The 24,129-nt window shown below is 72.2% G+C and carries 21 protein-coding genes; 11 read left to right on the forward strand and 10 right to left on the reverse strand.

From position 1 onward, the window contains the following. Positions 1 to 9 precede the first annotated feature (9 nt). Positions 10 to 1,314 (forward strand): MFS transporter, encoded by a 1,305-nt coding sequence (locus ABTV10_RS24940; protein ID WP_499031562.1) that lies wholly within the window; start codon positions 10 to 12, stop codon positions 1,312 to 1,314. A 4-nt stretch (positions 1,315 to 1,318) separates the two neighbouring features. Here the strand turns inward: ABTV10_RS24940 and ABTV10_RS24945 are convergent, their stop codons facing one another. From ABTV10_RS24945 to ABTV10_RS24985, 9 genes are all read right to left on the reverse strand, one after another. Beyond that, complete coding sequence (locus ABTV10_RS24945) at positions 1,319 to 1,840, reverse strand: hypothetical protein (RefSeq protein ID WP_499031564.1); 522 nt, start codon at positions 1,838 to 1,840, stop codon at positions 1,319 to 1,321. A gap of 23 nt (positions 1,841 to 1,863) precedes the next feature. Continuing rightward, positions 1,864 to 3,600 carry an alpha/beta hydrolase gene (locus ABTV10_RS24950; RefSeq protein ID WP_499031566.1) on the reverse strand — a complete coding sequence of 579 codons (1,737 nt, stop codon included), beginning with the start codon at positions 3,598 to 3,600 and terminating at the stop codon, positions 1,864 to 1,866. After that, positions 3,597 to 3,914: a hypothetical protein gene (locus tag ABTV10_RS24955; protein ID WP_499031569.1), complete on the reverse strand. Its 318-nt coding sequence runs from the start codon at positions 3,912 to 3,914 to the stop codon at positions 3,597 to 3,599. Before ABTV10_RS24955 ends, ABTV10_RS24950 begins: the two co-directional genes overlap by 4 nt. A gap of 184 nt (positions 3,915 to 4,098) precedes the next feature. Continuing rightward, on the reverse strand, positions 4,099 to 4,830 hold the full coding sequence (locus ABTV10_RS24960; protein ID WP_499031571.1) for a glycerophosphodiester phosphodiesterase: 732 nt from the start codon (positions 4,828 to 4,830) through the stop codon (positions 4,099 to 4,101). Between the two features lie 254 nt (positions 4,831 to 5,084). Continuing rightward, a complete protein-coding gene (locus ABTV10_RS24965) occupies positions 5,085 to 6,191 on the reverse strand; it encodes a sulfate/molybdate ABC transporter ATP-binding protein (protein WP_499031573.1) in 1,107 nt (368 codons plus the stop codon). Next, positions 6,188 to 6,994, reverse strand: a complete 807-nt coding sequence (locus ABTV10_RS24970; protein ID WP_499031575.1) for an ABC transporter permease — start codon at positions 6,992 to 6,994, stop codon at positions 6,188 to 6,190. The genes ABTV10_RS24965 and ABTV10_RS24970 overlap by 4 nt, the downstream gene beginning before the upstream one ends. Next, positions 6,991 to 7,776: a molybdate ABC transporter substrate-binding protein gene (gene modA / locus ABTV10_RS24975; protein ID WP_499031577.1), complete on the reverse strand. Its 786-nt coding sequence runs from the start codon at positions 7,774 to 7,776 to the stop codon at positions 6,991 to 6,993. Before modA ends, ABTV10_RS24970 begins: the two co-directional genes overlap by 4 nt. Next, on the reverse strand, positions 7,773 to 8,180 hold the full coding sequence (locus ABTV10_RS24980) for a TOBE domain-containing protein (RefSeq protein WP_499031580.1): 408 nt from the start codon (positions 8,178 to 8,180) through the stop codon (positions 7,773 to 7,775). Before ABTV10_RS24980 ends, modA begins: the two co-directional genes overlap by 4 nt. A 97-nt stretch (positions 8,181 to 8,277) precedes the next feature. Continuing rightward, positions 8,278 to 9,732: a CCA tRNA nucleotidyltransferase gene (locus ABTV10_RS24985; protein ID WP_499031583.1), complete on the reverse strand. Its 1,455-nt coding sequence runs from the start codon at positions 9,730 to 9,732 to the stop codon at positions 8,278 to 8,280. 111 nt (positions 9,733 to 9,843) lie between these two features. Here ABTV10_RS24985 and ABTV10_RS24990 point away from each other — a divergent pair, with 111 nt between their 5' ends. The 5 genes from ABTV10_RS24990 to ABTV10_RS25010 all read left to right on the forward strand — a co-directional run bounded on the left by ABTV10_RS24990 (position 9,844) and on the right by ABTV10_RS25010 (position 18,517). Then, positions 9,844 to 10,398 (forward strand): NUDIX hydrolase, encoded by a 555-nt coding sequence (locus ABTV10_RS24990; protein WP_433608643.1) that lies wholly within the window; start codon positions 9,844 to 9,846, stop codon positions 10,396 to 10,398. Positions 10,399 to 10,400: 2 nt separating this feature from the next. Then, on the forward strand, positions 10,401 to 12,878 hold the full coding sequence (locus ABTV10_RS24995) for a hypothetical protein (RefSeq protein WP_499031585.1): 2,478 nt from the start codon (positions 10,401 to 10,403) through the stop codon (positions 12,876 to 12,878). 524 nt (positions 12,879 to 13,402) lie between these two features. Beyond that, positions 13,403 to 17,056 carry a murein biosynthesis integral membrane protein MurJ gene (locus ABTV10_RS25000; RefSeq protein ID WP_499031587.1) on the forward strand — a complete coding sequence of 1,218 codons (3,654 nt, stop codon included), beginning with the start codon at positions 13,403 to 13,405 and terminating at the stop codon, positions 17,054 to 17,056. Positions 17,057 to 17,115: 59 nt separating this feature from the next. Continuing rightward, positions 17,116 to 17,697 carry an RNA polymerase sigma factor SigM gene (gene sigM, locus ABTV10_RS25005; protein WP_433608645.1) on the forward strand — a complete coding sequence of 194 codons (582 nt, stop codon included), beginning with the start codon at positions 17,116 to 17,118 and terminating at the stop codon, positions 17,695 to 17,697. Between the two features lie 64 nt (positions 17,698 to 17,761). Then, entirely contained in the window at positions 17,762 to 18,517 is a 756-nt protein-coding gene (locus ABTV10_RS25010) for an RsmA family anti-sigma factor (protein WP_499031590.1), read from the forward strand. A gap of 6 nt (positions 18,518 to 18,523) precedes the next feature. Here ABTV10_RS25010 and ABTV10_RS25015 read toward each other — a convergent pair whose 3' ends face one another. After that, positions 18,524 to 19,150, reverse strand: coding sequence for a TetR/AcrR family transcriptional regulator (locus ABTV10_RS25015; RefSeq protein WP_499031592.1), 627 nt, complete (start codon positions 19,148 to 19,150; stop codon positions 18,524 to 18,526). A 91-nt stretch (positions 19,151 to 19,241) separates the two neighbouring features. Here ABTV10_RS25015 and ABTV10_RS25020 point away from each other — a divergent pair, with 91 nt between their 5' ends. The 5 genes from ABTV10_RS25020 to ABTV10_RS25040 all read left to right on the forward strand — a co-directional run bounded on the left by ABTV10_RS25020 (position 19,242) and on the right by ABTV10_RS25040 (position 24,094). After that, positions 19,242 to 20,249 carry an NAD-dependent epimerase/dehydratase family protein gene (locus ABTV10_RS25020; protein WP_499031594.1) on the forward strand — a complete coding sequence of 336 codons (1,008 nt, stop codon included), beginning with the start codon at positions 19,242 to 19,244 and terminating at the stop codon, positions 20,247 to 20,249. Continuing rightward, complete coding sequence (locus ABTV10_RS25025) at positions 20,246 to 21,469, forward strand: oxidoreductase (protein ID WP_499031596.1); 1,224 nt, start codon at positions 20,246 to 20,248, stop codon at positions 21,467 to 21,469. Before ABTV10_RS25020 ends, ABTV10_RS25025 begins: the two co-directional genes overlap by 4 nt. A gap of 144 nt (positions 21,470 to 21,613) precedes the next feature. Next, positions 21,614 to 22,741: an ABC transporter permease gene (locus tag ABTV10_RS25030; RefSeq protein WP_499031599.1), complete on the forward strand. Its 1,128-nt coding sequence runs from the start codon at positions 21,614 to 21,616 to the stop codon at positions 22,739 to 22,741. After that, positions 22,738 to 23,469 (forward strand): ABC transporter ATP-binding protein, encoded by a 732-nt coding sequence (locus tag ABTV10_RS25035; RefSeq protein WP_499031601.1) that lies wholly within the window; start codon positions 22,738 to 22,740, stop codon positions 23,467 to 23,469. Before ABTV10_RS25030 ends, ABTV10_RS25035 begins: the two co-directional genes overlap by 4 nt. Positions 23,470 to 23,500: 31 nt before the next feature. Beyond that, the gene (locus tag ABTV10_RS25040; protein WP_499031604.1) at positions 23,501 to 24,094 is read left to right on the forward strand and encodes a TetR/AcrR family transcriptional regulator; all 594 of its coding nucleotides are present in this window, start codon (positions 23,501 to 23,503) and stop codon (positions 24,092 to 24,094) included. Positions 24,095 to 24,129: the final 35 nt, after the last annotated feature.

Consider the following 24,129-nt stretch of genomic DNA (forward strand, 5'->3'; position numbering starts at 1 on the left):
GGTCACCGTGTGCGCAGTTGGAGCTCGGTCCGGGGGTCGTGGGCGACCGCCGCGACGACGCTGCGCCACTCCCCGGGCCTCGCGCGCCTCACGGCGGTCCGCTTCGCGAGCCAGTTCGGCGACGGACTGTTCCAGGCGGCGCTCGGCGGCGCGATCCTGTTCAACCCGGAACGCGAGACCGAACCGCTCGCGATCGCGGCCGGCTTCGCGGTGCTGCTGCTGCCGTACTCGGTGATCGGCCCCTTCGCGGGCGCGCTCCTCGACCGCTGGGACCGCCGCGCGGTGCTGCTGTGGGCAAACCTGCTGCGCGGCAGCCTGATCCTCGCCATCGCCGCCCTGCTGGTCGCCGGGGCGGGGGAGACACCGCTGCTGATCCTGGCGCTCGCCGCGATCGGCGTCAGCCGGTTCGTGCTCGCCGGCGTCTCGGCGTCCCTACCGCACGTGGTGCGCCAGAGTTGGCTGGTGCCGACGAATTCCGTGCTCGCCACCGCGGGATCCGTGTTCTCGGCCCTCGGCGCCGGGACCGCGGTGACGATCATCGGTGTGGTGGGGGAGGGCGACGTGGGCTCCGGTGTCGCGGTGGCGGCCGGGGCGGTGGGGTCGGTGATCGCGGCGTGGGCGGTGAGCGGGTTCGCGCTCCACGCCCTCGGACCGGCGGACGCGGATACCGGCGGGACGCAGACGCTCGCGACCGTCAGCGCCGTCCTCGCCGGTCTGCGCACCGGCGCGACGGCGGTGTGGGAGGCCCCCGGCGTGACCACGACGATGATCGGAATCGGCGTCCACCGCATCGTGTTCGGCATCAACACCCTCCTGATGGTGCTCATCCTGCGCCACCCGACGTCCGGGTCCGCGCTGCCCGGCGGCCTCGCCGGCTTCGGTGTCGCGGTGGGCGCCACCGCCGCCGGCATGCTGCTGGCGGCGCTCGCGACGCCGTGGCTGATTCCCCGCCTGGGCCGCTCGCGTACCGTCACCGTGGCGCTCGTCTTCGCGACCGTCGTGCAGGCCACGCTCATCGCGTCGCTGTCCCAGCTGTTGCTGCTGGTGGGCGCGTTCCTGCTCGGGTTCGCCGGTCAGACCATCAAGCTCACCGGCGACGCCGCGATGCAGATCGACATCGACGACGACCGCCGCGGCCAGGTGTTCGCGCTGCAGGACACCGTGTTCAACATCGCGTTCTGCGCGTCGCTCGCCGCCGCGGCCACCGTGGTCGCGCCGGACGGACAGTCGCTCGGCCTCGTCCTCGTCGCCGCCGGCATCTACGCCCTCGGTGTCGCCGCGATCGCGGTCAACTCCCGCCGCGCCGTCGCCTGACCACTCACCCCTCGCCGCGGTGCGCCGTGTCGAGGAGCCCGTCACCGTCGCTGTCGCTCAGTCGCACCGACAGCCGGTGGGGGTCCTCCTCGGCGACCAGCACGGTGTCGTATCGGGCGCCGTGGCCCGTCGAGACCAGCACGACATCCGGCGACCCGTCACCGTCGAAGTCGACGACGGCGTCGTCGGCCGCCCCGTCACCGTCGTGGTCGACGCGGCGCCACCCGGGCGGGGCCGGTGGCGGGGTGGATGGGACGTGCTCCCGCGGCAGCTCCTGCGCCCAGACGCCGCCGCGCGCCGGATCGGCGAACCAGCGGGCCGACGACTGCCCGGCGTCCAGGACCGCACGGTCGACCACCCCGTCGTGGTCGATGTCCCACATGGCGTCGTCGAGCAGGCCGTCGCCGTCGAAATCCAGACGCACCGAATCGAACTCGCCGTCCCCGTCGAGGTCCAGATCCGCCGCCGACGACCACACGGTCGGGTCGCCGTCACCGGTGCCGAACCAGTACTCGAGTGCTCCCATACATGGGTGGACGCGGCGCGGCGTCAATCGGTTCCGTCGGACGAGCCCGGCACTCCGACCACCCGCTCCGGAAGGCCCGCGACGACCACCGCCAGGTTGTAGCCACTGGTGCGGAGGCGCCCGTCGTCCCCGACGCGCGGGTACTCGCTGTGCCCGACGGCCCCGTCACGACGCACCCCGTCGGGGGTGTCGGCCGCGTCCGTCCCGAGATGTGTGAAGCCGTCCGTCGCGTACGGTCCACCACCGAACGGTCCGGGACCGAACCGGTTGAGGCGCGCGATCACGTCGCCGTCGGCCGTCATCTCGTACGCGTGTCCCGGGCCGAGACCCAGGTCGGCGGGCGAGCGCACGTCGACCAGGCCGGGGGAGCCGTAGACCACGACGTCGTCGACCGGACGCCGCCCGGGCTCCCGCAACGCGAGCCCGGTGGTGACCGAACCGTACGAATGCCCGATCGCGGTGATGTGCGGATCGGACCCGGTGTGGGCGACACCGAGGCCGTCGTAGAACCGCGCCAGGTCACGAGCGCCCACCGACGCCCGATCCCTCTGTGCCACAGCCAGTCCGCCTCGGGCCGCATCGACGACACTGCCCGACGTCCGGGGCGGGTCGTAGCCGATCCACGCGACGGCGGCCACGGTCTCGTGCCCCCGGCCCGGCCTCGCGCGGAGTTGAGCCAGCGCTTCCTGCCGCAGTGCCGCGGCCTCGTCCGCCATGGAGCCGAGCGACGCGCGCACACCGGCGTTCATCCCGGGTACGGTCACCGCGATGTGGTCGGCGGTGTCCGGGTCGCCGACGGCCACCGCGGCCCGCACCTGTTCGCCGGAGCGGGCGTCGAGCAGCAGCAGCCTCCGGTCCGGGTGGTCCAGGACGGCCCGCTCGACGGCGTCGAGGTCGGCGAGACGCCCGGTCACGTCCGCGAGTTCGTGCCGCGCCGCCTGCGCCGCGAAACCCGACAGGGTCGACGCGCGGTCCATGAGCACCTGTCGGGCCGACTCCAGCGCGGCACGCTCCGCGGGGAGCCGCGCGAGGTTGGCGCGGTGCCGCGCCTCGGCCGGCAGCCCGTCCCGGTCACCGACCACGTCGGGTGACGTCTCGAGCAGCACCTGCCGCTGCGGCGGGGTCAGCGAGTCCCACCACGCACGGTTGTCCGCCGGGCTCGCTCCCACCGACGGCGCGAGCGGAACCGTTTGCACACCAACCCATCCAGTGCCCGGATCACCGTCGCGCGGCAGTTCCGCGAACACCGAATCGATCAGCGACCGCGCCCGACCGTCGGCCGCACCCAGATCGCCGAGCGCGGACCGGATCACCGCCCGATGCTGCCCCGCCCGATGCTCGAGTACCGCGCGGGCGACCACCCCGCCGATCCCCGACTGCACGAAAGTCGGGACCAGGGCGGGCGACACTGCCACCGCACCGTCGTCGCCGACGTCGAACCCTTCCGACCGCGCGGAGTCGACGGCGGCGAGCACCGCGGCCCGGGCCAGGTCGAGTGCGTCCGCCGCGCCGTCCGCCGCCGTCGCCGCCGCGTGCAGGACCGATGCCGTCCTCGTTCCGAGCACGAACACCTCGCCGGCGCGGGCTCGGGCCGCGTCGGCGGCGACGCCACCCCAGTGCTCGCGGGTGGTGGCCACGGCCCGCGCGAACACGCCGAGGTCCCGATCCAGGACGCCGCCGGCCCGCCGCCACTCGTCGGCCTGCCGAGCGAGCACGGCGGGAGCCCACGACCGCGCCTGCGAGACGGTCGGCGCCGTCACCGAGCGGCGCCGACCGCGGGGAGGGCGCGCGCCACCTCGACCAGGCGTTCCGCGGTCGCCTCGTCCACCCGCGCGTACTCGCCCGCCGACCGCTCGGCGGTCGTCGCCCACCGGCGCAGCCCGTCGCCGACGACGTCCATCACCCGGGCCGCCGACCGGCCACCCGCGACGACCGCGGACACGGCCCGGAACCCGGACATACCCGCGTCCTCGTGTACGACAGCAGGTTTCGCGGCACCGACGCTCTCGCCGAGCCCCTTCGCGACCCGCGCGGCGTCGACGAGCCTGCCCGGATCGACCCACATCTCCGACATCGGCATCCCCCCGTTCGGCGTTCCCTCCGGACCGGACGCTAGTGGATCCGGTGGGACCGCGGCGCCCGCCAACGGAGGTTATCCACAGCCCGCGCCGCTCCGTCCACACCTGTGGACAACTCCGTGGATGGACCGAAGGTCACACACATTCCGTCCAACTGGACGCGTGGGACATTCGGCCACATCAGCGTTGGGCGTCGAGCCACCCGGCCAGACGGTCCGGTCGGTCGGTGATCACCCCGTCCACGCCGGCGTCCGCCAGCAGCCGCCACTGCGCCGGGTCGTTCGCCGTCCACACCATGGTCTGCAGACCCGCGGCGTGCAGGGCCGCGACCACGCCGACGTCGTCCTGCACGGATCCGACGTACGGATTGCACGCCGTCACGGCGAGTTCCGCGCACAGGGCGATGACCGTGTCGTCGACCGCGCCCACGAGCAGGCCGCGCGGCACGTCGGGGGCGACGTCGGCGAGGGCCCGCACCGTGGACACCTCGAAGCTCTGCGGCAGCACACGGGGGAGGACGGGCCCGAGCACGTCGAGCATCCGCCGCACCTGGTCGGGCGCCCAGTCGCCCTTCAGCTCCAGGAGCAGCCTCAGGTGGGGCTGCGCGACCATCAGATCCACGACGTCCGTCAGCAGCGGCACCCGCTGCCCGGCCGTCTCGGCGGCGAATCCGACACCCGCGTCCAGGCCGCGGATCTGGTCCGTGCCGAGTGCGGCGACCGCGCCGGTCCCGTCGGTGGTGCGCTCGACGGTGGCATCGTGGATCACGACCGCCGTGCCGTCCCGGTCGACGTGCACGTCGATCTCGATCATGTCGGCGCCGGCCAGGACGGCCGAGCGGAACGCGAGCATGGTGTTCTCCGGCGCCACCGAGGAGTTTCCGCGGTGCGCGATGATCAGCGGTCGGTTCACAGGTAGGGCTCCATGTTCTCCTCGAAGTCGGCTTGCCGGCGGTGTCCGCGACGTCGCACGGCAGTCGTCGCGTGCTCGACCGCACCCGAAACCGGCCCGAGCGTGCACTCCGGAATGTCGTCGTGCGGTTTCGCGACGAGCGGCGATATGAAACCTAGGGGGCGCAGGTGACGCGGGGGACCAGAGCCGATGAACCCGGACCGAATGCGGGACGAAGAACTGTCGATCTACGAAAAGCCCACGGGGACAGGATGCTATACGACCGGAGCCGGGCCCCCCGGATACACCGCGACCTCGGTGGCCTTGACCGCGAACCACACGTCGTCACCGGGCACGAGGGCGAGTTCGGCGACGGCGCCGGCGGTGACGTCGGCCATGAGCCCGGGGGATCCGTCGGGGTGGTCCTCGGCGCGGACGCGGATCGGGTGACCGTTCCCGCCCTGCCCTCCCCGACCCTCGATCTCCGCGATCCGCACACGGAACATGTTGCGCGGGCTGCCTTCCGGCGGGGCGCGGTGGATCGCGACCGCGGCCGGAGCGAACACCGCGACGGCGTGGTCGCCGGGAACGCACCCGTCCTCGGCGATACCGTGGACCGGGCCGGCGACGGTGTCCAGACCGTCGGCGCCAGCCTTGCCCGACAACAGATTGATCCCGGCGATCCGCGCCGCGAAGACACTGCGCGGGCGGGTCGACACCCGGCCCACCGGCCCATCCTCGACGATCCGCCCGCCGTCGATCACCACCGCGCGGTCGGCGAGCGAAAGGGCATCCAGCACATCGTGAGTCACGAGGACCGCGGTTCGGTCACCGGTGCGCAGGACCCGGCGCAACAGCGCGCGGACGGCCGGGGCGGCGCCGACGTCGAGGGCGGCCATCGGCTCGTCCAGCAGCAGCAGGCCGGGTTCGGCGGCCAGCGCCCGCGCCACCGCGACCCGCTGCGCCTGACCACCGGACAGCTGCCGCGGCCGTCGGTCCGCGAGCGCGGCCGCGTCGACCTCCTCGAGCCACCGAGTCGCCGCCGCGTACGACTCGCGTCGACCCCGCCCGGCGCTGCGTGGCGCGAAGGCGACGTTCTCGCGCACCGTCAGGTGCGGGAACAGCAGCGGCTCCTGTGCAAGCAGTCCCACCGATCTACGGTGTGGTTGTACCGCAACATCTCTCGCGGTGTCCGTGAGGACGCGGTCGTCGAGCACCACCCGGCCGTCGTCGGGACTCAACAGGCCCGCGACGACGTCGAGCAGCGTGGACTTGCCCGCACCGTTGGGCCCGAGCACGGCGAGCACCTCACCCGGCGCCACCGTGAGTTCGACGTCGAGCCCTCGCGACTCGACACGCGCGCGCACCTCCAGACCGGTCACAGCGCACCCGCCGCGCGTCGGGTGCGGGCACCGAGGACGATCGCGACGGCGACCACGACCAGCACCAGCGACAACGCCACCGCGGCCTCCGGGTCGGTCTCGCGTTGAAGGTAGATCTCCAGCGGAAGGGTGCGCGTCACCCCCTGCAGGCTGCCGGCGAACGTGAGGGTGGCGCCGAATTCCCCGAGCGCGCGGGCGAAGGCGAGCACCGCACCGGACACCAGGCCGGGCAGCACCAGCGGCACCGTCACGCGGCGCAGCACCGTGGTGGGCGGCGCGCCCAGCGTCGCGGCGACGGCCTCGTAGCGTCGGCCCGCGGTCCGCAGGGCACCCTCGAGACTGATCACGAGGAACGGCAGCGCGACGAACGTCTGCGCCAGCACCACCGCGGTGGTGGAGAAGGCGATCTGGATGCCCGCGACCTCGAGATGCCGGCCGACCAGCCCCTTCCGGCCGAACGTGTAGAGCAGGGCCAGACCGCCCACGACCGGCGGCAGCACCAGCGGCAGCAGCACCAGCGCGCGCAGCGCGGCCAGGCCCGGGAACCGGCACCGCGCCGACACCAGCGCCATCGGCACCCCCAGCACGACGCACAGCACCGTACTGACCGACGCCGTCTTCAGGCTCAGTTCGAGTGCGGCCAAGGATGATTCGGACGTCACCAGCGCGACGAAGTTGGACCAGTCCACCCCGACGAGCATCGCGACGAGCGGCAGCACCACCAGCAAGCTGCCCGCGGCCGCGGGGACGTAGATCCAGGCCGGGAGTCCGGCCGGGATCCGCCCCGGCGGCCGACCGGTCACGGCGTGCCGAACCCGGCGTCGGACAGCACCCGCCGCCCCTCGGGGCCGATGACGAGCGCGACGAAATCTCCTGCCACGTCCCGGTGTTCGGACTTGTTGAGCACCGCGATCGGGTAGGTGTTGACGACCCTTGCGGCTTCCGGGAACGGAACCCCGGTGACCGTGCCGTCCGCGGCGGCGACGTCCGTGACGTACACCAGTCCGGCATCGGCCTGCGCGGTGACGACTTTGCCGAGGACATCGGTGACCGAGGACTCCTCGCTCACCGGGGACAGTCGCACGCCGGCCGCGTCCGCGACCCGGCGCGACGCGGTCCCGCACGGCACCTGCGGCGCGCAGACGACCACGCGCACGCCGGGCCGCGCGAGGTCCGCGAAGGACGTGATGTTCGCCGGATTCCCCGGCGGGACCGCGATGGTCAGCACGTTGGTGGCGAAGTTCACCGGGTCGGCCGCCGTCAGACCGGCACCCCGCGCCTTGGTCATGTTCGCGGTGTCCGCCGACGCGAAGACGTCGCCGGGAGCGCCCTGGTCCAGCTGCGTGAACAGATCGGACGAGCCGCCGAAGTTGAACACCACCCGGGTTCCCGGGTGCTCGGCCTCGAAGCGCCGCCCCAGTTCGGTGAATGTCGACCGCAGCGACGCGGCCGCGAACACCGTGATCGACTCGACCGGCTGGGTGTCGGGCTCCGTCCCGGCCTCCGTCTCGCCCGAACTGCATCCGACGACCGCCGTCGCCAGCACCGCGACGAGCGCCGCGACCCCGAGCCGCCGACGCCTCACGACGGTGCCCCCGGCGTCTCGACGATCACGGTCGTCGCCTTCACCACGGCGACCGCCACGCTGCCCGGCTCGAGCTTCAACTCCTGCGCCGCCTCCGCACTCATGAGTGAGACGACCGAGAACGGTCCGCACTGCATCTCCACCTGCGCCATCACGCCGTCGGCGACCACCCGGGTGACCAGCCCGACGAAGCGGTTGCGCGCCGAACTGCCCACCCCGAGCGGATTCTCCGGCGCCGGCGCCGCGTTGGCGCGGGCGAACTCGGCGAGCTGCTTGCCGTCGACGACCATGCGGCCCACGTCGTCCTTGTGCGCGTCGAGGGTGCCGGCGTCGACCCACCGCCGGACGGTGTCGTCGCTGACGCCGAGCAGCTGCGCGGCGTCACGGATCCGGATGTCAGGCATTACCGCAGTCTAGAACCGCAGATTCGGACCCACCAATCGTTCCGATCCGAATCTGCGCATCCGGCGAACGGCTGGCGGCAACCCCGCCGATCAGCCCTCAGCCCTTCGGCTGCTCCGCCCACCACTTCAGTAGCTCCGCCTCGGCCTCGTCGCGGTCGAGGGGACCGCGGTCGAGGCGCAGCTCCTTGAGGAACTTCCACGCCTTGCCCACCTGCGGACCGGCCGGGATGCCGAGCAGTTCCATGATCGCGTTGCCGTCGAGGTCCGGGCGCACCCGCGCCAGATCCTCCTGCTCGGCGATCCGGGCGATCCGGACCTCGAGGTCGTCGTAGGTGGCCTGCAGCGCCGCCGCACGGCGCTTGTTGCGGGTGGTGCAGTCGGCGCGGACCAGCTTGTGCAGGCGCGGCAGCAGGTCACCGGCGTCGGTGACGTAGCGGCGGACCGCCGAATCGGTCCACTGTCCCTTGCCGTACCCGTGGAACCGCAGGTGCAGGAACACCAGCTGGCCCACCTCGTCGACCATCTGCCGCGAGTACTTCAGGGCCCGCATCCGGCGGCGGACCAGCTTCGCGCCCACCACCTCGTGGTGATGGAAGCTGACACCACCGCCCGGCTCGTTGCGCTTGGTGTCGGGCTTGCCGATGTCGTGCAGCAGCGCGGCCCAGCGCAGCACCAGGTCCGGGTCGCCGTCCTCGAGGTCGATGGCCTGCTTGAGCACGGTCAGCGAGTGCCAGTACACGTCCTTGTGCTGGTGGTGCTCGTCGATCTCGAGCTTCATCGCGGGGATCTCGGGAATCACCCGCTCCGCGAGTCCCGTCTCGCACATGACGTTGATGCCGTCGATCGCGTACTCGCCGAGGATCAGCTTGTCGAGTTCGGTGCGCACCCGCTCGGCGGTGATCCGGTCGATCTGCCCGGCCATGTCGACGATCGCCTGATGCACCCGCGGCGCCAGGGTGAACCCGAGCTGCGAGACGAACCGGCACGCCCTCAGCATCCGCAGCGGATCGTCGTTGAACGAGGTCTCGGGCGCCGCGGGAGTGTCCAGCACGCCCTCGAGCAGCGCCTCCATGCCGTTCATCGGGTCGACGAACTCGAAGGTGCCGCTGCCGTCGACGCGCACGGCCATCGCGTTGACCGTGAAGTCGCGGCGGACCAGGTCCTCCTCGAGCGTCGTGCCGTACTGCACCTCCGGATTGCGGGTGACCCCGTCGTAGGTGTCGGTGCGGTACGTGGTGATCTCGATCTGATCGTCGCCCTTGGCCGCGCTGATGGTGCCGAACGCGATGCCGGTGTCCCACTGGTTGTCGGCCCAGCCGCGCAGGATCTGCTGCACCTGCTCGGGGCGGGCATCGGTGGTGAAGTCCAGATCGGTGCCGAGGCGGCCCAGGACCGCGTCGCGCACACTGCCGCCCACCAGGAACAGCTCGTGTCCGGCATCGGCGAACCGGGCCCCGAGCGGGGTCAGCACGTCCGACAGGGTGCTCAGGGTCTCGTGCGCACCGCGGAGCAGTCGGGCACGCCGTTCGGCGTCGGGGGTGGGGGCATTCACGTCAGCAAACCTTACCGAGGTCGGCGGCCGGTCGAACGCACACGCAGGCCCCTCCGCCCGCGCGGGCGTGGGAGTCCGGCCAGTCCGGATTTGTCAACTACGATCAATGAGGTGTCCGCCGCCGAACGTGCAAACCGTAACCGCCGCTCCTCGCGGCGGCGCGGCGCGGGCGCCGGATCCGCCGCACCGCACATGCGGACCGTGCGCGAGACGTCCGCCGGGGGACTGGTCGTCGACGGACTCGGCGGCCCCACCGACAAGCTGTGCGCCGCCCTCATCGGACGAACCGACCGCCGCGGGCGCCTGCTGTGGTCGCTGCCCAAGGGGCACATCGAGCAGGGCGAGACCGCCGAACAGACCGCGATGCGCGAGGTCGCCGAGGAGACCGGCATCCGGGGCGCCGTGGTCGCGTCCCTCGGCAGCATCGACTACTGGTTCGTCACCGAGGGCCGGCGCGTCCACAAGACCGTGCACCACTACCTGATGCGCTCGCTCGGCGGGGAACTGTCCGACGCCGACATCGAGGTCACCGAGGTGGCGTGGGTGCCGCTCTCGGAACTGGACTCCCGCCTCGCCTACGCCGACGAGCGCAAGCTCGCCGAGATCGCCGGTCAACTCATCGCGGACATGGAGCCCTCACGCACCAGGGGGTCCGACGCGGAATGACAGTGGCATCGCGTCCGGCATGGCGACGATCCGGTGCCACCGTCCTCACGGCGCTGACGCTCGTCCTGATGCTGATCAGTGCCGTGCTGGTCGGCACCATCGGCGCCGGTTCCGCATCCGCGCAGACCACCACGTCCACCGAGCCGGGGACGGAGTCCGACACGGCCACGTCCACCACCCGGGTGCCGGTGACCAAGTCCCGGGCCCAACCCGAGTTCCTGGCCCTGCACATCGACGACGTCACGCCGACCACGGTCACGACGACGACCGACCCGGTCGTCACCGTCACCGGGACCGTCACGAACGTCGGCGACCGCCCGGTCACCGACATCGGCGTCCGGCTCCAACGGGCCCCCGCGGTGGACTCGAGCCTGGAACTGCGCACGTCGCTCGAGCTCGACCAGGGCGAGTTCGACGTCGTCGGTCCGTTCGTCGAGGTCGCGGACAGCCTCGACGAGGGGGAGCGGAAGCAGTTCACGTTGTCGTTGCCGCTGCGCTCGCTCACCGGCTCGTCCCTCGACATCACCGAACCCGGCGTCTACCCGCTGCTGGTCAACGTCAACGGCACCCCCGCGTACGGCGGACAGGCGCGCCTCGACGACGCCCGCTTCCTGCTCCCGGTGCTGGGGCTGCCGCACGTGGCGGGCACCTCGGGCAGCACCCCACAGGGTTCGGCCTCGACGTCGCCGACGGCCCCGGTGCCCCCGGACACCTCGAACCCGCTGGCGGTCACGATGCTGTGGCCGCTCGCGGACGAGCCGCGGCTGGCCGCCGGGATCCCCGGATCGGTCAACGAGAAGGTGCGGCTGGTCGACGACGACCTCGCGGGTTCGCTCTCGCAGGGCGGTCGTCTCGACCAGCTCCTCGGTGCCGCCGAGATCGCGACCGGCCCCGACACGGACCGCGACCGCCGGCTCACCGACAGCCTGTGCCTGGCCGTCGACCCCGACCTGCTGATCACCGTCAGCAACATGACCCAGGGCTACCTGGTGGTCGACGATCCGGCGAATCCGACCGGACCCGCCCACGACGGTGCCGGGCGCGACGCCGCCGCGGCATGGCTGGAGCGGCTCGAGACGCTCGCCCGGAAGATGTGCATCACCGCGGTGCCGTTCGCGCAGGTCGACCTCGCGGCGCTGAGCCGGGTGGGCGACCCCTCGCTGACGCGAAGCGCGCTGGAGTCGCCGGCCGACATCGTCGACACCATCCTGGGGGTGACCTCGCTGCGCGACGTCACCTGGCCGGACGCCGGTGTCCTCGACGAGGCGTCGGCCCAGACACTGCACGGGCTCGGCCCCACCACGACGCTGCTGGCGGCGAACGCGGTCGAATCCCCGTCGGCGTCGGGGCGGACGGTGACCATCGCGGGCGGCGGCGAGGACGCCGTCGATGCCGCCCTGTTCGACGTCTCGGCGGCCGCCGCGCTGGCCGCAGTGGGCTCCGACCCGCAGACGCCGTCGTACGTTCCCGAACGCGCGCGCTACAACCTCGACCGGGACTCGCGCACCGCCCGCCTGCAGGACGCGCTGGGCGCGGTGACGTGGCTGTCGTTGCAGGGCGCGGGCAGTTCGTCGGGGGCGACCGGCGCGACCCGGACGTCGGATCGGTCGATGCTGATCGTCCCGCCGCAGCAGTGGTCCGCCGACGGCGACGAGGCCTCCGCGGTCCTGTCGACCGTCGCCACCCTGCTCCGGTCGGGTCTCGCGAACCCACGCCCCCTCGCGAAGGTCGCCGAGCAGCGGCCCACGACGGCGGACACCGCGGAGCTGGTCTACCCGCAACGCGCGATCGTCGACGGCACCCCCGAATCGATCGAGTGGGGCGTCGGGATGCAGGGCCCGCGCATCGACGAGATGACGCAGGCGCTGGTCGACGACCCGCAGGCGCCGCTGACGCCGACCCGGTTCATGGCACCCCTGCGCGAGGACCTGCTCCGGGCGATGAGCCTGTCCGGCCGCCGGGACCAGAGCACCGCGACGGCCACCGCCGCCGAGCAGGCGGCCCACACCCGCGTCGGCGACGTCGGCTCCGCGATCGACGGCATGTACGCGTCGGTCACGATCCTCGCCCCGGGCGGGGTGTATACGCTCGCGTCCGAGCAGAGCCCGCTGCTGCTGGTGGCACGCAACGACCTGCCGGTGGCGATCAACGTGCAACTGCAGGTCGACGCCCCCGAGGGGGTGCAGATCACCGACATCGGGCCGCAGCAACTGCCGCCCCGCGGTAGCCGGTCGCTGCAGGTGCCCGCCGAGATCTCCGACTCGCGCACCATGGTGGTCGATTTCTCATTGACCACAGAAAGTGGCCATGAACTGGGCGAACAGACTTCGGTCACGGTGCGGTCGAATGCATACGGTCAGGCTTTGGCGATAATTACCGCGTGTGCTGGTGCACTCCTGCTGTTCCTCGCCGGGCGCCGACTCTGGCACCGGTTCCGGGGCCAGCCGGATCGAGCCGACGAAGGGTATGAACGTCAATGACCGAGAACTCTCCCGGCGAGGGCTATCGGTCGTCGGCGCGGCCGACTCCACGGGAGCCGGGGCCCTCGCAGCCGCCACGGCCACGGCCGATGCGTGATCAGGGACAACCGCCGATGCCGCCGGGGTCGCGGCCGCAGAACCCGCCGCGGCCCATGCCGCCGCGCGGCACGCGGCCCGTGCCCCCGGGAGTTCCGCGGCCGGTGCCGCCGCCGGGCGGTCCGCGTCCCGGGCCGCCGAACCCCCCGATGCCGAACTCCCCAATGCCGAACCCGCCGCGGCCGCCCCAGGGTGGGCCGCACCGGATGCCGCCGCGGCCGGCGCCGCCGACCGGTCCGCGGCCGATGCCGCCGAACCCGCCGATGCAGAACGCGCCGCGCCCCCAGCCCCCCGGCGGTCCGCGGCCCGTGCCGCCGCGCCCGATGCCGCCGCGGGTCGGTCCGCCGGGCCCGATGCCGCCGCGGCCCGCACCCGCACCGCCGCGCGCACCGGCACCGGCACCCGCGCCGCCGACGCAGAAGCAGCCGGTGGCTCAGAAGGAACCACAGAAGAAGAGCCTGCTCGCCGCCACGGGGTCGATCGCGATCGCGACGCTGATCAGCCGCATGACCGGCTTCCTCAAGCAGCTGCTGCTGCTGACCGCGCTCGGCCCGGCCGTGGCCAGTGCGTTCACCGTCGCCAGCCAGATCCCGAACATGATCTCCGAGCTGGTGCTCGGTGCGGTGCTCACCGCGATCGTGGTGCCAGTGCTGGTCCGCGCCGAACAGGAGGACCCGGATCAGGGCGCGGCGTTCATCCGAAGACTCTTCACGGCGGCGCTCGCGCTGCTGGGCACGGCGACGCTGTTCGCGACCGCGGCCGCGCCGATCCTCACGACGTACGTCTTCCTGCCCAAGGACGGTGAGGTCAACACCGAGCTGACCACGGCACTGGTCTTCCTGCTGCTGCCGGCGGTCCTGTTCTACGGGCTCTCGGCGCTCCTCACCGCCATCCTGAACACCCGGCAGGTGTTCAAACCCGGCGCGTGGGCGCCGGTCCTGAACAACCTCGTGGTGCTGGCCATCCTCGTGGCGTACTGGTTGCTGCCGGGGGAGATCTCACTCGACCCGGTCAGCATCAGCGACCCGCACGTGCTGCTGCTCGGCCTCGGCGTGACCGCCGGTGTCGTCACGCAGGCCGTGAGCCTGCTGCCCGCGATCCGCAAGCAGGGCATCTCCCTGCGCCCGCTGTGGGGCCTCGACGACCGGCTCAAGCAGTTCGGTGGCATGGCCATCGCGATCGTGCTGTACGTGCTGATCAGTCAGCTCGGCATGATGTTCGCGACCCGCGTCTCGGCGCACGCCGACGAGGCCGGTCCGGCGATCTACTCCAATGCGTGGCTGCTGCTGCAGCTGCCGTACGGCGTCCTCGGCGTCACCGTGCTGACCGCGATCATGCCGCGACTCAGCCGCAACGCCGCCGCCGACGACACCCCGGCCGTCGTCGACGACCTGTCCGTCGCGACCCGGCTGACGATGATCGCGCTGATCCCGGTCGTCACGTTCTTCACGTTTGCCGGTCCCCAGATCGGACACGCGCTGTACGGCTACGGCAATTTCGGCGCCGGCAACGCCGAACGGCTCGGCGAGGCCGTCAGCTGGTCGGCGTTCACGCTCATCCCGTACGCGCTGGTGCTGATCCACCTGCGCGTGTTCTACGCACGCGAGCAGGCGTGGACCCCGACGTGGATCGTCCTCGGCATCACCGGCGTGAAGATCGCCCTCTCCGCGCTCGCCCCGGTGCTCTCGTCGGACAGCCAGCAGGTGGTGATCCTGCTCGGTGTCGCGAACGGGCTCGCGTACGTGGCGGGCGCATTCATCGGTGGGTTCCTGCTGCACCGCAGCCTCGGCGACCTGAGAATGGCGAACGTCGGCAAGACGGTGTGGGTAGTGCTGCTCGCGTCCGCGGCCGGTGCGGTCGCGATGTTCGCGGCGGACACGCTGCTGGGGCTCGACCGGCTGTCGGAGTCGTTCGGCGGCCCCGGCGCGATGATCCGCGTCGCGATCACCGGATCGCTGATGCTCGTGGTCACGTTCGTCCTGATGTGGCTCGCGAAGGTGCCCGAGGTCGTCGCGATCACGGTCGCGGTCCAGCGGAAGATCCCGGGCCTGCGCGGTCGCGGCGGCGCGGGACCCGACGAGACGCCGGTGCCGGTCGCGGTCGGATCGTCGTACGAGCCTGATACCGAATTGATTCCGGTGATCCGCGACCTCCCGCGGGCCCTCGATAGACCGGACGGTCTCCCGTACCCTGGACGCAGCGAGGCATACGTCGGTGGGGACTATATTCCCGACGAGTTCATAGAAGGAGCGCGTGTGAGCGACGACGACGGTGCCGACAAGAAGTCCGGCACGGCGACTGACGTCGAAGACGGCACCACCAAGGTGGCGGACACCACCGCCGGCGACACCCCGGACGAGCAGTCCGCGACGACGTCCGCTCCCCACGACACAGCCGAAAACGCCTCCGCTGCAGCCACTTCCGAAGCAGACGACGCGGCGCGTGAGCGCGAGCGCCGACGCCGCCGCGACCTCAACGTCGACACCGGCGTCTTCCCGATCGGTTCGCCGCAGCTGCCGCCGCTGCGCGTGACCGGCGCCGTCCCCGAACCGCGCCGCCTGCGCGGACCGCAGCTGATCGCGGGTGCCTCGGTGGCCGGTGGACGCTACCGGCTCCTCGCGCCGCACGGCGGCGCCCACGGGCTCCAGTTCTGGCAGGCCCTCGACATCAAGCTCGACCGCGAGGTCGCGCTCACGTTCGTCGACGCCGAGCAGCGGGCCGAGGGACCGGCCGCGACGGGCCCCGACGGCCCGCAGGCGATCCTGTCCCGCACGCTGCGCCTGGGGCGGATCAACTCGCCCGGCCTCGCCCGCGTCCTCGACGTCGTGCGCGGCAGCTCGGGCGGCATCGTCGTCGCCGAGTGGACGCCCGGCCGGTCGCTGAAGGAGATGGCCGAGACCGAGCCGTCGCCGATCGGTGCGGCCCGGGCCGTGCGCGCGCTCGCGGCGGCCGCGGAGGCCGCGCACCGCGGCGGCAGCGCCCTGTCGATCGACGACCCCGACCGGATCCGCATCAGCACCGCCGGCGACGCCGTCATGGCGTTCCCGGGCACCCTGTCCGATGCCGACCCGGCCGCCGACGTCAAGGGTCTCGGCGCGATGCTCTACGCCCTGATCACGGCACGGTGGCCGCTGGGCGTGCCGGGCACCGAGTCGTCCGAGGACATGCGCCCGGCCGACCGTGACCCGTCGGGCCGGCCCGTCGAACCGCGGGCGTTGCGCCCCGAGGTCCCGTTCGAGATCTCCGCGGTCGCGGTACGGGCGCTGGGGGGCGACAGCGGCATCCGCGCGGCGGCGACCGTGCAACACATCCTCGACCAGGCGACGGTCGTGGACCAGAAGACCGACCTCATGCCCGCGCTGCGACTGGGCCAGCGCGCACCGGGCAGCGACAGTCATGCCCTCGCCGACCCCGAGGCGGTCGCGGCGGAGAAGCAGAAGTCGAACCGCACCCTCATCGCCCTGGTCTCGCTCGGCGCGCTCACCGTGGTGGTGCTCGCGCTGATCGGCTGGTGGCTGGCGAACCTGCTGGCGGGCGGCAGTTCCGACGAGCCGCTGACGAACCAGAACCTCGGCCTGACCACGTCGGCGGAGGCGTCCGAGACGGCCGCCGCGCCCACGTCGGCGGCGCTGCCGCCCGCGACGGGTCCGGTGAAGCCGGCGAGCGCGGCCGTGTTCTCGCCGCAGGGCACACCCGACAACGCCGCCAACGCCGGTCTGGCGATCGACGGGAACCCGGCGACGGTGTGGAGCACCGACGCCTACTTCCAGCCCTTCCCGTCGCTCAAGCCGGGCGTGGGTCTGATGGTGACGCTGCCCGACGCCGCGAAGCTCACGAGCATGCAGATCACGTCGCCGACGCCGGGCACGCAGGTGGAGATCCGCACCGCGCCGTCGCCGAACACGTCCCTCGACCAGACGCGGGTGATCGGCAACGCGACGCTGCAGAACGGCGTGACCGACATCCCGCTGAAGTCCGACGGCGCCACCAAGAACGTCCTCGTGTGGATCACCGATCTGAGCACGGCGGGCGGGAAGAACCAGTCCGGGATCGCCGAGGTGTCCTTCACCGCCGCATCCTGACCGGATTCGCGCCGGTCCCGAGGAGGACTGCCGGGCAACCGATCGGCTAACATCCGCCGGTGCGAATCTTCAGGGGGGTCGCCAAAGCAGGTCTGTCGGATGCAGAACTCTTGGCAGCGCACGCGTCGGGTGACGGGGGCGCGTTCGCGGAGTTGCTGAGCCGGCATTACGACCACCTTTGGCACGTTGCGAGGAGAACGAGCTACACCGTCGAGGATGCGGCCGACGCGCTGCAGGAGGCGCTGCTGTCGGCGCACCGCACGGCGGGATCGTTCCGGGCGGACGCGGCCGTGCGCAGCTGGCTGCACACGATCGTGGTGAACGCGTGCCTCGACCGGATCCGGCGGAACCGCGCCCGACCGACGGTGTCGCTGTCGTCGGACGAGACCGTCGATCCGCGGGACGAGCGGGACCACATCGCCGAGCGGGAGACGGCGCTGCTCGTCGACCGGGCGCTGCTGCGGCTCCCGCCCGAACAGCGGGCCGCGATCGTCGCCGTCGACATGGAGGGGTACTCGGTGGCCGAGGCCGCGCAGCGGCTCGGCGTGCCGGAGGGGACGGTGAAGAGCCGGTGCGCCCGCGCCCGCGTGAAGCTGGCCTCGCATTTGGAATACTTGCGAGATGTAGGGAACCGATCTTGACCTCCCCGCGTCTGAACCAATTGAAGGCACGATCGTGCCCCGGCACCAGCGGGTAGGAGGTGAGATGGCGGCCCACGACGGCGCAGAGATGCTCGGCCCCCCGTTCTCGGCGGATCTACTCGCCGACCTGCACGCCGGGGTCCTGTCCGAGGACGTCAGTGCCCACCTGTGGCCGCTCGTGCGGCAGGATCCGGGCGCACTAGCAATCCTCGACGCCCTCGACACCGTCGCCGCCACGCTCGGCGAGGTGGGCCGGGACCACAGTGTCGGGACCCCTGTTCCTCCGGAGATCGCGGCCCGCATCGATGCGGCCTTGGAACGGCAGGACCGGAGCGCGGCCGACGGGGTCACCGCGCTGGCGGACGCCCCCTCCCGGCGGCACGCTCGGACGTGGCTCACCGTCGCGGTGGCGGCGACGGCCGCGGCCGTCGGCCTGGTGTTCGTGCTCACCGGTCTCGACCGCTCCGACTCGACGGCGCCCGCGGTGATCGCGACGCCCACGTCGGCGCCCGCGACCCGGGTGGCCGACCTCGACAGCGACCTCGCCCCCGAGCAGGTGCTCGCGCTGGCCCGCGGCGCGAAGGGCGGGGCCGACATCGGCCGTCTCGCGGATCCGGATGTCCGCGGCGAATGCCTGCAGGCCAACGGGTTCGCGCCCTCGACGCCGGTACTGGGCACCAGGGCCGTGCAGTTCCGCGGCGACTACGCCGTGCTGATGCTGCTGGCCGGACCGCGCCCGCCGGCCCTCACCGCGCTGGTCGTCGGCACCGGCTGCAGCACATCCGCCCCGGAGCTGCGCGCGCAGACCGAAATAGGTTGAGCCCGTCTACTGTTCGTCCCCCTCGGCGGACCGGTCCGCCACCGGCACCAGCAGTTCCCGGATGCGGGCGCGGAGCTCGGGGGTGTCGTCGCCCTCGGCAATGAGGCTCGAGAACAGCGCCGCGCCGGATGCCAGCACCAGCACCGCCTTCGCGTCCAACAGGTCTCGCGACCGCGTCTCCGCGGACGCCGGGCCGTCGGCGGCGCCGTGCGCGGCGAACAGTTCCGCAGCCGGACCGCTGAACCCCTGCCACAACGCCGTCCGCAGGTCCTCGTGGTCGCGCAGGGCGGCGAGGAGGCCCGGCAACGCCTCCCGCACGTCCGGCCGGGAGAACAGCTGGGCGCTGCCGGTGATCACCCAGTCGATCCAGCCGGTGCGGTCGGTGCCCTCGAACGGTTCGAGGTCGGGTGTCGCGCCCAGGAGGGAGTCGAGCACCAGGTGCGCCTTGGACGCCCAGCGTCGTGACAGTGCCGCCCGGCTCACCCCGGCACGCGCGGCGATCCCGCGCATGCTCAGCTGCTCCCAACCGACCTCCAACAGCATTTCCCTGGTGGCGGCCAGGACGTCGGCGTCGATTCGGGGATCCCTGGGGCGCCCCGTGCTGGCGGCGCTATCGGTCACGTGTGCGTTCATCGTTCCGAATTGTCGAACAAGACGGTTCGCTCGCGCCATTCCTTCGTTTACGAGTCCGGTGGTACCGTAACCGAAACCGACGGGAGGCGGCATGAAGGTCGCGGTCACGGGAGGCACCGGGTATCTCGGTGCGCACACCACGCGGGCGTTGCTCGCGGACGGTCACGACATCCGCCTGCTGGTGCATCCGGACGAGTCGGCGGCCGCGGTACTGCCGCTGTTCGGTCCCGCCGCCGACCGCGTCGAGGTGCTCCGCGGGGACATCCGCGACCCCGACGTCGTGGCGGCCCTGCTCGACGGCTGCGACGCCGTCCTGCACGCCGCCGGCGTCGTGGGCACCGACAACAGCCGCGAGGCGCTGATGTGGGAGGTCAACACCGCGGCCACCGCGACGCTGCTCACCCGGGCGGCCGCGCTGGGGTTGGACCCGATCGTGCACGTCGCGAGCTACAGCGCGCTGTTCCCGCCCCCGGGGCCGGTGATCGGCCCGGACAGTCCCACCGCGCCGGGGCGCAGCGCGTACGGCCGCAGCAAGGCCGCCGCCGACCGCATCGCCCGCGCGCTGCAGGACGCGGGGGCGCCGGTGGTCATCACCTACCCGTCGAGCGTCGTCGGTCCCGGGCTGGGCGGGATGCGCGGGGTGACAGCCACGGGGTGGGCCCCCGTGGTCGCGGCCGGGGTCGCCCCGCGGCTGCGCGGGGGCATGCAGATGATCGACGTGCGCGACGTCGCCGACGTGCACGCCGCGGTGATGCGCCCGGGTCGCGGTCCGCGGCGGTACATGTGCGGGGGCGAGCTGATCGAGTTCAACGAGCTCGTCGACATCCTGGAGTACGCCTCGGGTCATCGGCTGATACGTATCCCGTTGGCTCCGAGTGTCTTCCGGGGATTGGGCCGGATCGCCGACGCACTCGGCACGGTCCTGCCGGTGGGCGCGGGGTTGAGCTACGAGGCGGCGTGGCTGCTCACCGCGGCCACGCCGACCGACGACTCGCGGACGCTGTCCGAACTGGGTCTGACGTGGCGGCCGGTGCGCGCGGCGCTGTCGGCATCGGTGCGCACCCCGGTGCCGGGGACACCGGAGGGACTCGCGCCGTGAGCCCGACGGGGCCGCGCACGCCGGCGTCGCCGATCTGGGAACCCACCCGGCTCGGTCCGCTGACGCTGCGGAACCGGATCATCAAGGCCGCCACCTTCGAAGGCGTCATGCCGCACGGCCGGGTCACCGACGAGTTGGTCGAGTTCCACGCCGAGGTCGCACGTGGGGGAGCGGCGATGACGACGGTCGCGTACTGCGCCGTCTCGCCCGGCGGGCGGGTGCACCGCGACACCCTCGTCCTCGACGGTCCGACGGGGCGGGACCTGCGCCGGCTCACCGATGCCGTGCACGCCGAGGGGGCACTGGCGGCCGCGCAGATCGGACACGCCGGCCTGGTGGCGAACCAGCTCTCCAACCGGACCCGGTCGCTCGCGCCGTCCACCCGAATAAGCGCTCCCGCAATGGGTTTGGTGAGGGGTGCGACGGGACCCCAACTCGAACGGGTCACCTGCGACTTCGCGTCCGCCGCTCGGGTGGCCGTCGACGCCGGGTTCGACGCCCTCGAGGTGCACCTCGGCCACAACTATCTGCTGAGCAGCTTCATGAGCCCCAACCTCAACCGGCGCACCGACGGCTACGGCGGCAGCGTGGCGGCGCGGTCCCGGTTCCCGCGCGAGGTGCTCGAACGGGTCCGGGCCGCCGTCGGCGACTCGGCCGCGGTCACGGCGAAGTTCAACATGGCCGACGGCGTCCCCCGCGGACTGTGGCTCGACCAGAGCCTGCAGATCGCCCGGCTCGTCCAGTCCGACGGCTGCGTCGACGCGCTGCAGCTCACCAGCGGCAGTTCGCTGCTCAACGCCATGTACTACTTCCGCGGCGAGGTGCCGATGGCGGAACTCGTTGCGGCGCAACCGAGGCTGGTGGGCCTTGGGCTCAGGTTGTACGGTCCGCGCATCCTCCCGACCTACCCGTTCGAGGAGGCGTTCTTCCTCCCGTTCGCCCGACAGTTCCGCGAGGCGCTGTCGCTGCCGTTGATCCTGCTGGGTGGCGTGAACCGTCTCGACACCATCCGCACCGCACTCGACGAGGGATTCGAGTTCGTCGCCATGGCCCGCGCGCTCCTGCGCGATCCGTACCTGCCCGAGAAGTTCCGCACCGAGCGGGTCGCCGAGGGCCTGTGCATCCACTGCAACAAGTGCATGCCGACCATCTACAGCGGCACGCGGTGCGTGGTCCGCGAGGCGATCCGGGAGGACGGCGGCCGCGGCCGGCGGCGGTAGGTAGCCCGGCTCCGGCGAGACCAGCGTCACCAAAGTTACCGACACGGTGTTGGTATATTTGCCGACAGGCCGTCGGGAAAATCGGACATCCGGAAGCTTCCTTCGTCGGCTGCATCGACAGATCACACCGACCAGGAGTCAAAGATGTTCCTCGCCCTGCGGGAGCTACGGTTCGCGCGATCCAGATTCGGCCTGATGGGGGGTGTCATCGCCCTCATCTCGGTGCTGATGGTCCTGCTGTCCGGCCTGTCCTCCGGCCTCGTCGAGGACGGCGTCTCGGGCCTGAAGGCCATGCCGGTGGACGGGTTCGCGTTCAACGAAGGCACCAAGACCGACTCGGCGTTCTCGCGCAGCATCGTCACCGACGAGCAGGTCGACGCCTGGCGCGCCCAGCCCGGCGTCGCCGAGGCCCAGCCGTTCGGCAACATGCTCGTCAACGCCCACAACGAGGACGGCGTACCGGTCGACTTCGCGCTGTTCGGCGTCCCGACCGACTCGTTCCTCGCTCCCACGGCCGCCGACGGCACCGGGCTGGGCGAGCCGGACGGGCTCGTCGTCAGCCGGAGCGCACTCGACGAGGGCGTCGATCTCGGCGACACCATCACCATCGACCGTCTCGGCACCGAACTGACGATCGTCGGCGTCACCGAGGGCAAGCAGACGTTCGGCCACGTCGACGTCGCATACCTGCCGATCGAGATGTGGCGCCAGCTGCACTCGGGTGTGCGCCCCGGCGAGCCCGTCCCCGCCCAGTCGATGACGGAGGCCACCGCGGTCGCGCTGCAGGCCGAGCCGGGTGCGACGCTCGACTCCGCGGCCGGTGACGCGGCAGCGCAGACGTCGACGGTGTCCCTCGAGGACTCGTTCCAGTCCTCGCCCGGATTCAGTGCCGAGACGATGACGCTGGACCTCATCAAGGTGTTCCTGTACGCGATCTCCGCACTCGTCGTCGGCGCCTTCTTCACGGTGTGGACGATCCAACGCAAGCACGAGATCGCCGTGATGCGCGCGATGGGCGCCTCCACCGGCTACCTGCTGCGCGACGGCCTGGCCCAGGCGTTCATCCTGCTGCTCGGCTCCGTCGCCGTCGGCGCCGCCGTCGGCTACGGCTTCGGCTCGCTGATCGGCGGGGGAGTGCCGTTCCTGCTCGAGCCCGCCGCGGTGGCGGTCGCCGCGGTCCTGCTCATGGTCCTGGGCCTGATCGGTGCCGCGATCGCGATCGTCCGGATCGCGTCGGTCAATCCGTTGAACGCGCTGGGAGGCCAGCGATGAGCGCCAGGAAGGACGCTGCTGTGACCACCGCGACCGAGACGGACACCCGCACCGACACCGCCGCCCTCGAGATCGTCGACGCCGACCTGCGGCTCGGCGACGGCGAGCAGACCGTGACCGCCCTGGACGCGGTCAGCCTGACCGTCCGCCCCGGCGAGATGGTGGCCGTCGTCGGGCCGTCGGGCTCGGGCAAGTCGAGCCTGCTGGCCGTCGCCGGTGCCCTCACCACCCCGGACTCGGGCGCTGTCCGCGTCGGCGGCCACGACCTGCTGTCGATGACGAAGGCGGAGGCCGCGAAGTTCCGGCGAGGTCACATCGGGTTCGTGTTCCAGAGCGGCAACCTGATCCCGTCGCTCACGGCGGCCGATCAGCTGCGGCTGGTGTCGCACCTCGGGAACACCAAGGGCCGGAAGTTCCGCGACCCGCTCGAGCTGCTCGAGCAGGTGGGACTGGGGCACAAGGCCGACCGCCGGCCCGACCAGCTCTCGGGCGGCGAGCGCCAGCGGGTGGGCATCGCCCGCGCCCTGGTGTCGACGCCGTCGCTGCTCCTGGTCGACGAGCCGACCGCGGCGCTCGACCGGGCGCGCAGCCACGAGATCGTGCAACTGCTCGCGCGGGAGACCCGGGAATCCCGGGTCGGCACGGTCATGGTGACCCACGACTACGATGTCCTCGACTATTGCGACCGCGTGGTCGAGATGACCGATGGTCGGCTCACACCCCGGTAAGCCGGAACATCCCAGCGAGCGAGGAGGGCCCGTGCCGCGGATCACTGCACCGACAGTCGGTGAGCATCGAGCCGCGCAGCAGCGGGCCCTCCTCGACGCCGCTCGGGAGGTCCTTGCCGAGGGGGCGACCGAGATCCCGTCGTTCGGGGAGGTTGCCGCCCGTGCCGGGCTCGCCCGGTCGAGCATGTACCAGTACTTCAAGTCCCGCCAGCACCTGCTCGACGCGCTGATCGAGGACGCCTTTCCCCGGTGGTCGGCTCGCGTCGCCGCGGCCATGGCCGAGGCCGACGATCCCGCGGAGCGTGTCCTGGCGTACATCGACGCCAACCTGACCCTGGTCGCCGAGGGCGAGCACGCCATCGCGACCGCGCTGGCGCAGATCGCGCCCGGCCCGGAGCTCGACGCCAAGAGCCGCGCCATGCACGAGGATCTCTACACCCCGCTGTCCGACGCACTCAGCGAGTTGGGGGTGCCGGACGCCGCGGCCATGTCCGAGTTGATCAATGCGGTGCTGCACGCCGCGTCCCGACAGGTCGAGCGGGGGGAGGACGTCGAACATGTGCGGCGCACCGCCGCCGACCTCGTCCGGCCCTTCGTGACGGAGCGCGCCGGACGCGGCGGCTGACCCCCGGGACACCGCCGCGAGCGTATGACCCGCTC

Origin of the sequence: Paraburkholderia sp. RHO2 (assembly GCF_050955445.1) — a bacterium.
In the GTDB taxonomy this organism is placed as follows: domain Bacteria; phylum Actinomycetota; class Actinomycetes; order Mycobacteriales; family Mycobacteriaceae; genus Prescottella; species Prescottella agglutinans_A.

Coding starts and splice junctions, on each gene's coding strand:
- ABTV10_RS24980 (WP_499031580.1), bottom strand. CDS start 8,180: ATGCCTGACATCCGGATCCGTGACGCCGCGCAGCTGCTCGGCGTCAGC.
- ABTV10_RS24945 (WP_499031564.1), bottom strand. CDS start 1,840: ATGGGAGCACTCGAGTACTGGTTCGGCACCGGTGACGGCGACCCGACC.
- ABTV10_RS25010 (WP_499031590.1), top strand. CDS start 17,762: ATGGCGGCCCACGACGGCGCAGAGATGCTCGGCCCCCCGTTCTCGGCG.
- ABTV10_RS25020 (WP_499031594.1), top strand. CDS start 19,242: ATGAAGGTCGCGGTCACGGGAGGCACCGGGTATCTCGGTGCGCACACC.
- ABTV10_RS25030 (WP_499031599.1), top strand. CDS start 21,614: ATGTTCCTCGCCCTGCGGGAGCTACGGTTCGCGCGATCCAGATTCGGC.
- ABTV10_RS24955 (WP_499031569.1), bottom strand. CDS start 3,914: ATGTCGGAGATGTGGGTCGATCCGGGCAGGCTCGTCGACGCCGCGCGG.
- ABTV10_RS25015 (WP_499031592.1), bottom strand. CDS start 19,150: ATGAACGCACACGTGACCGATAGCGCCGCCAGCACGGGGCGCCCCAGG.
- ABTV10_RS25035 (WP_499031601.1), top strand. CDS start 22,738: ATGAGCGCCAGGAAGGACGCTGCTGTGACCACCGCGACCGAGACGGAC.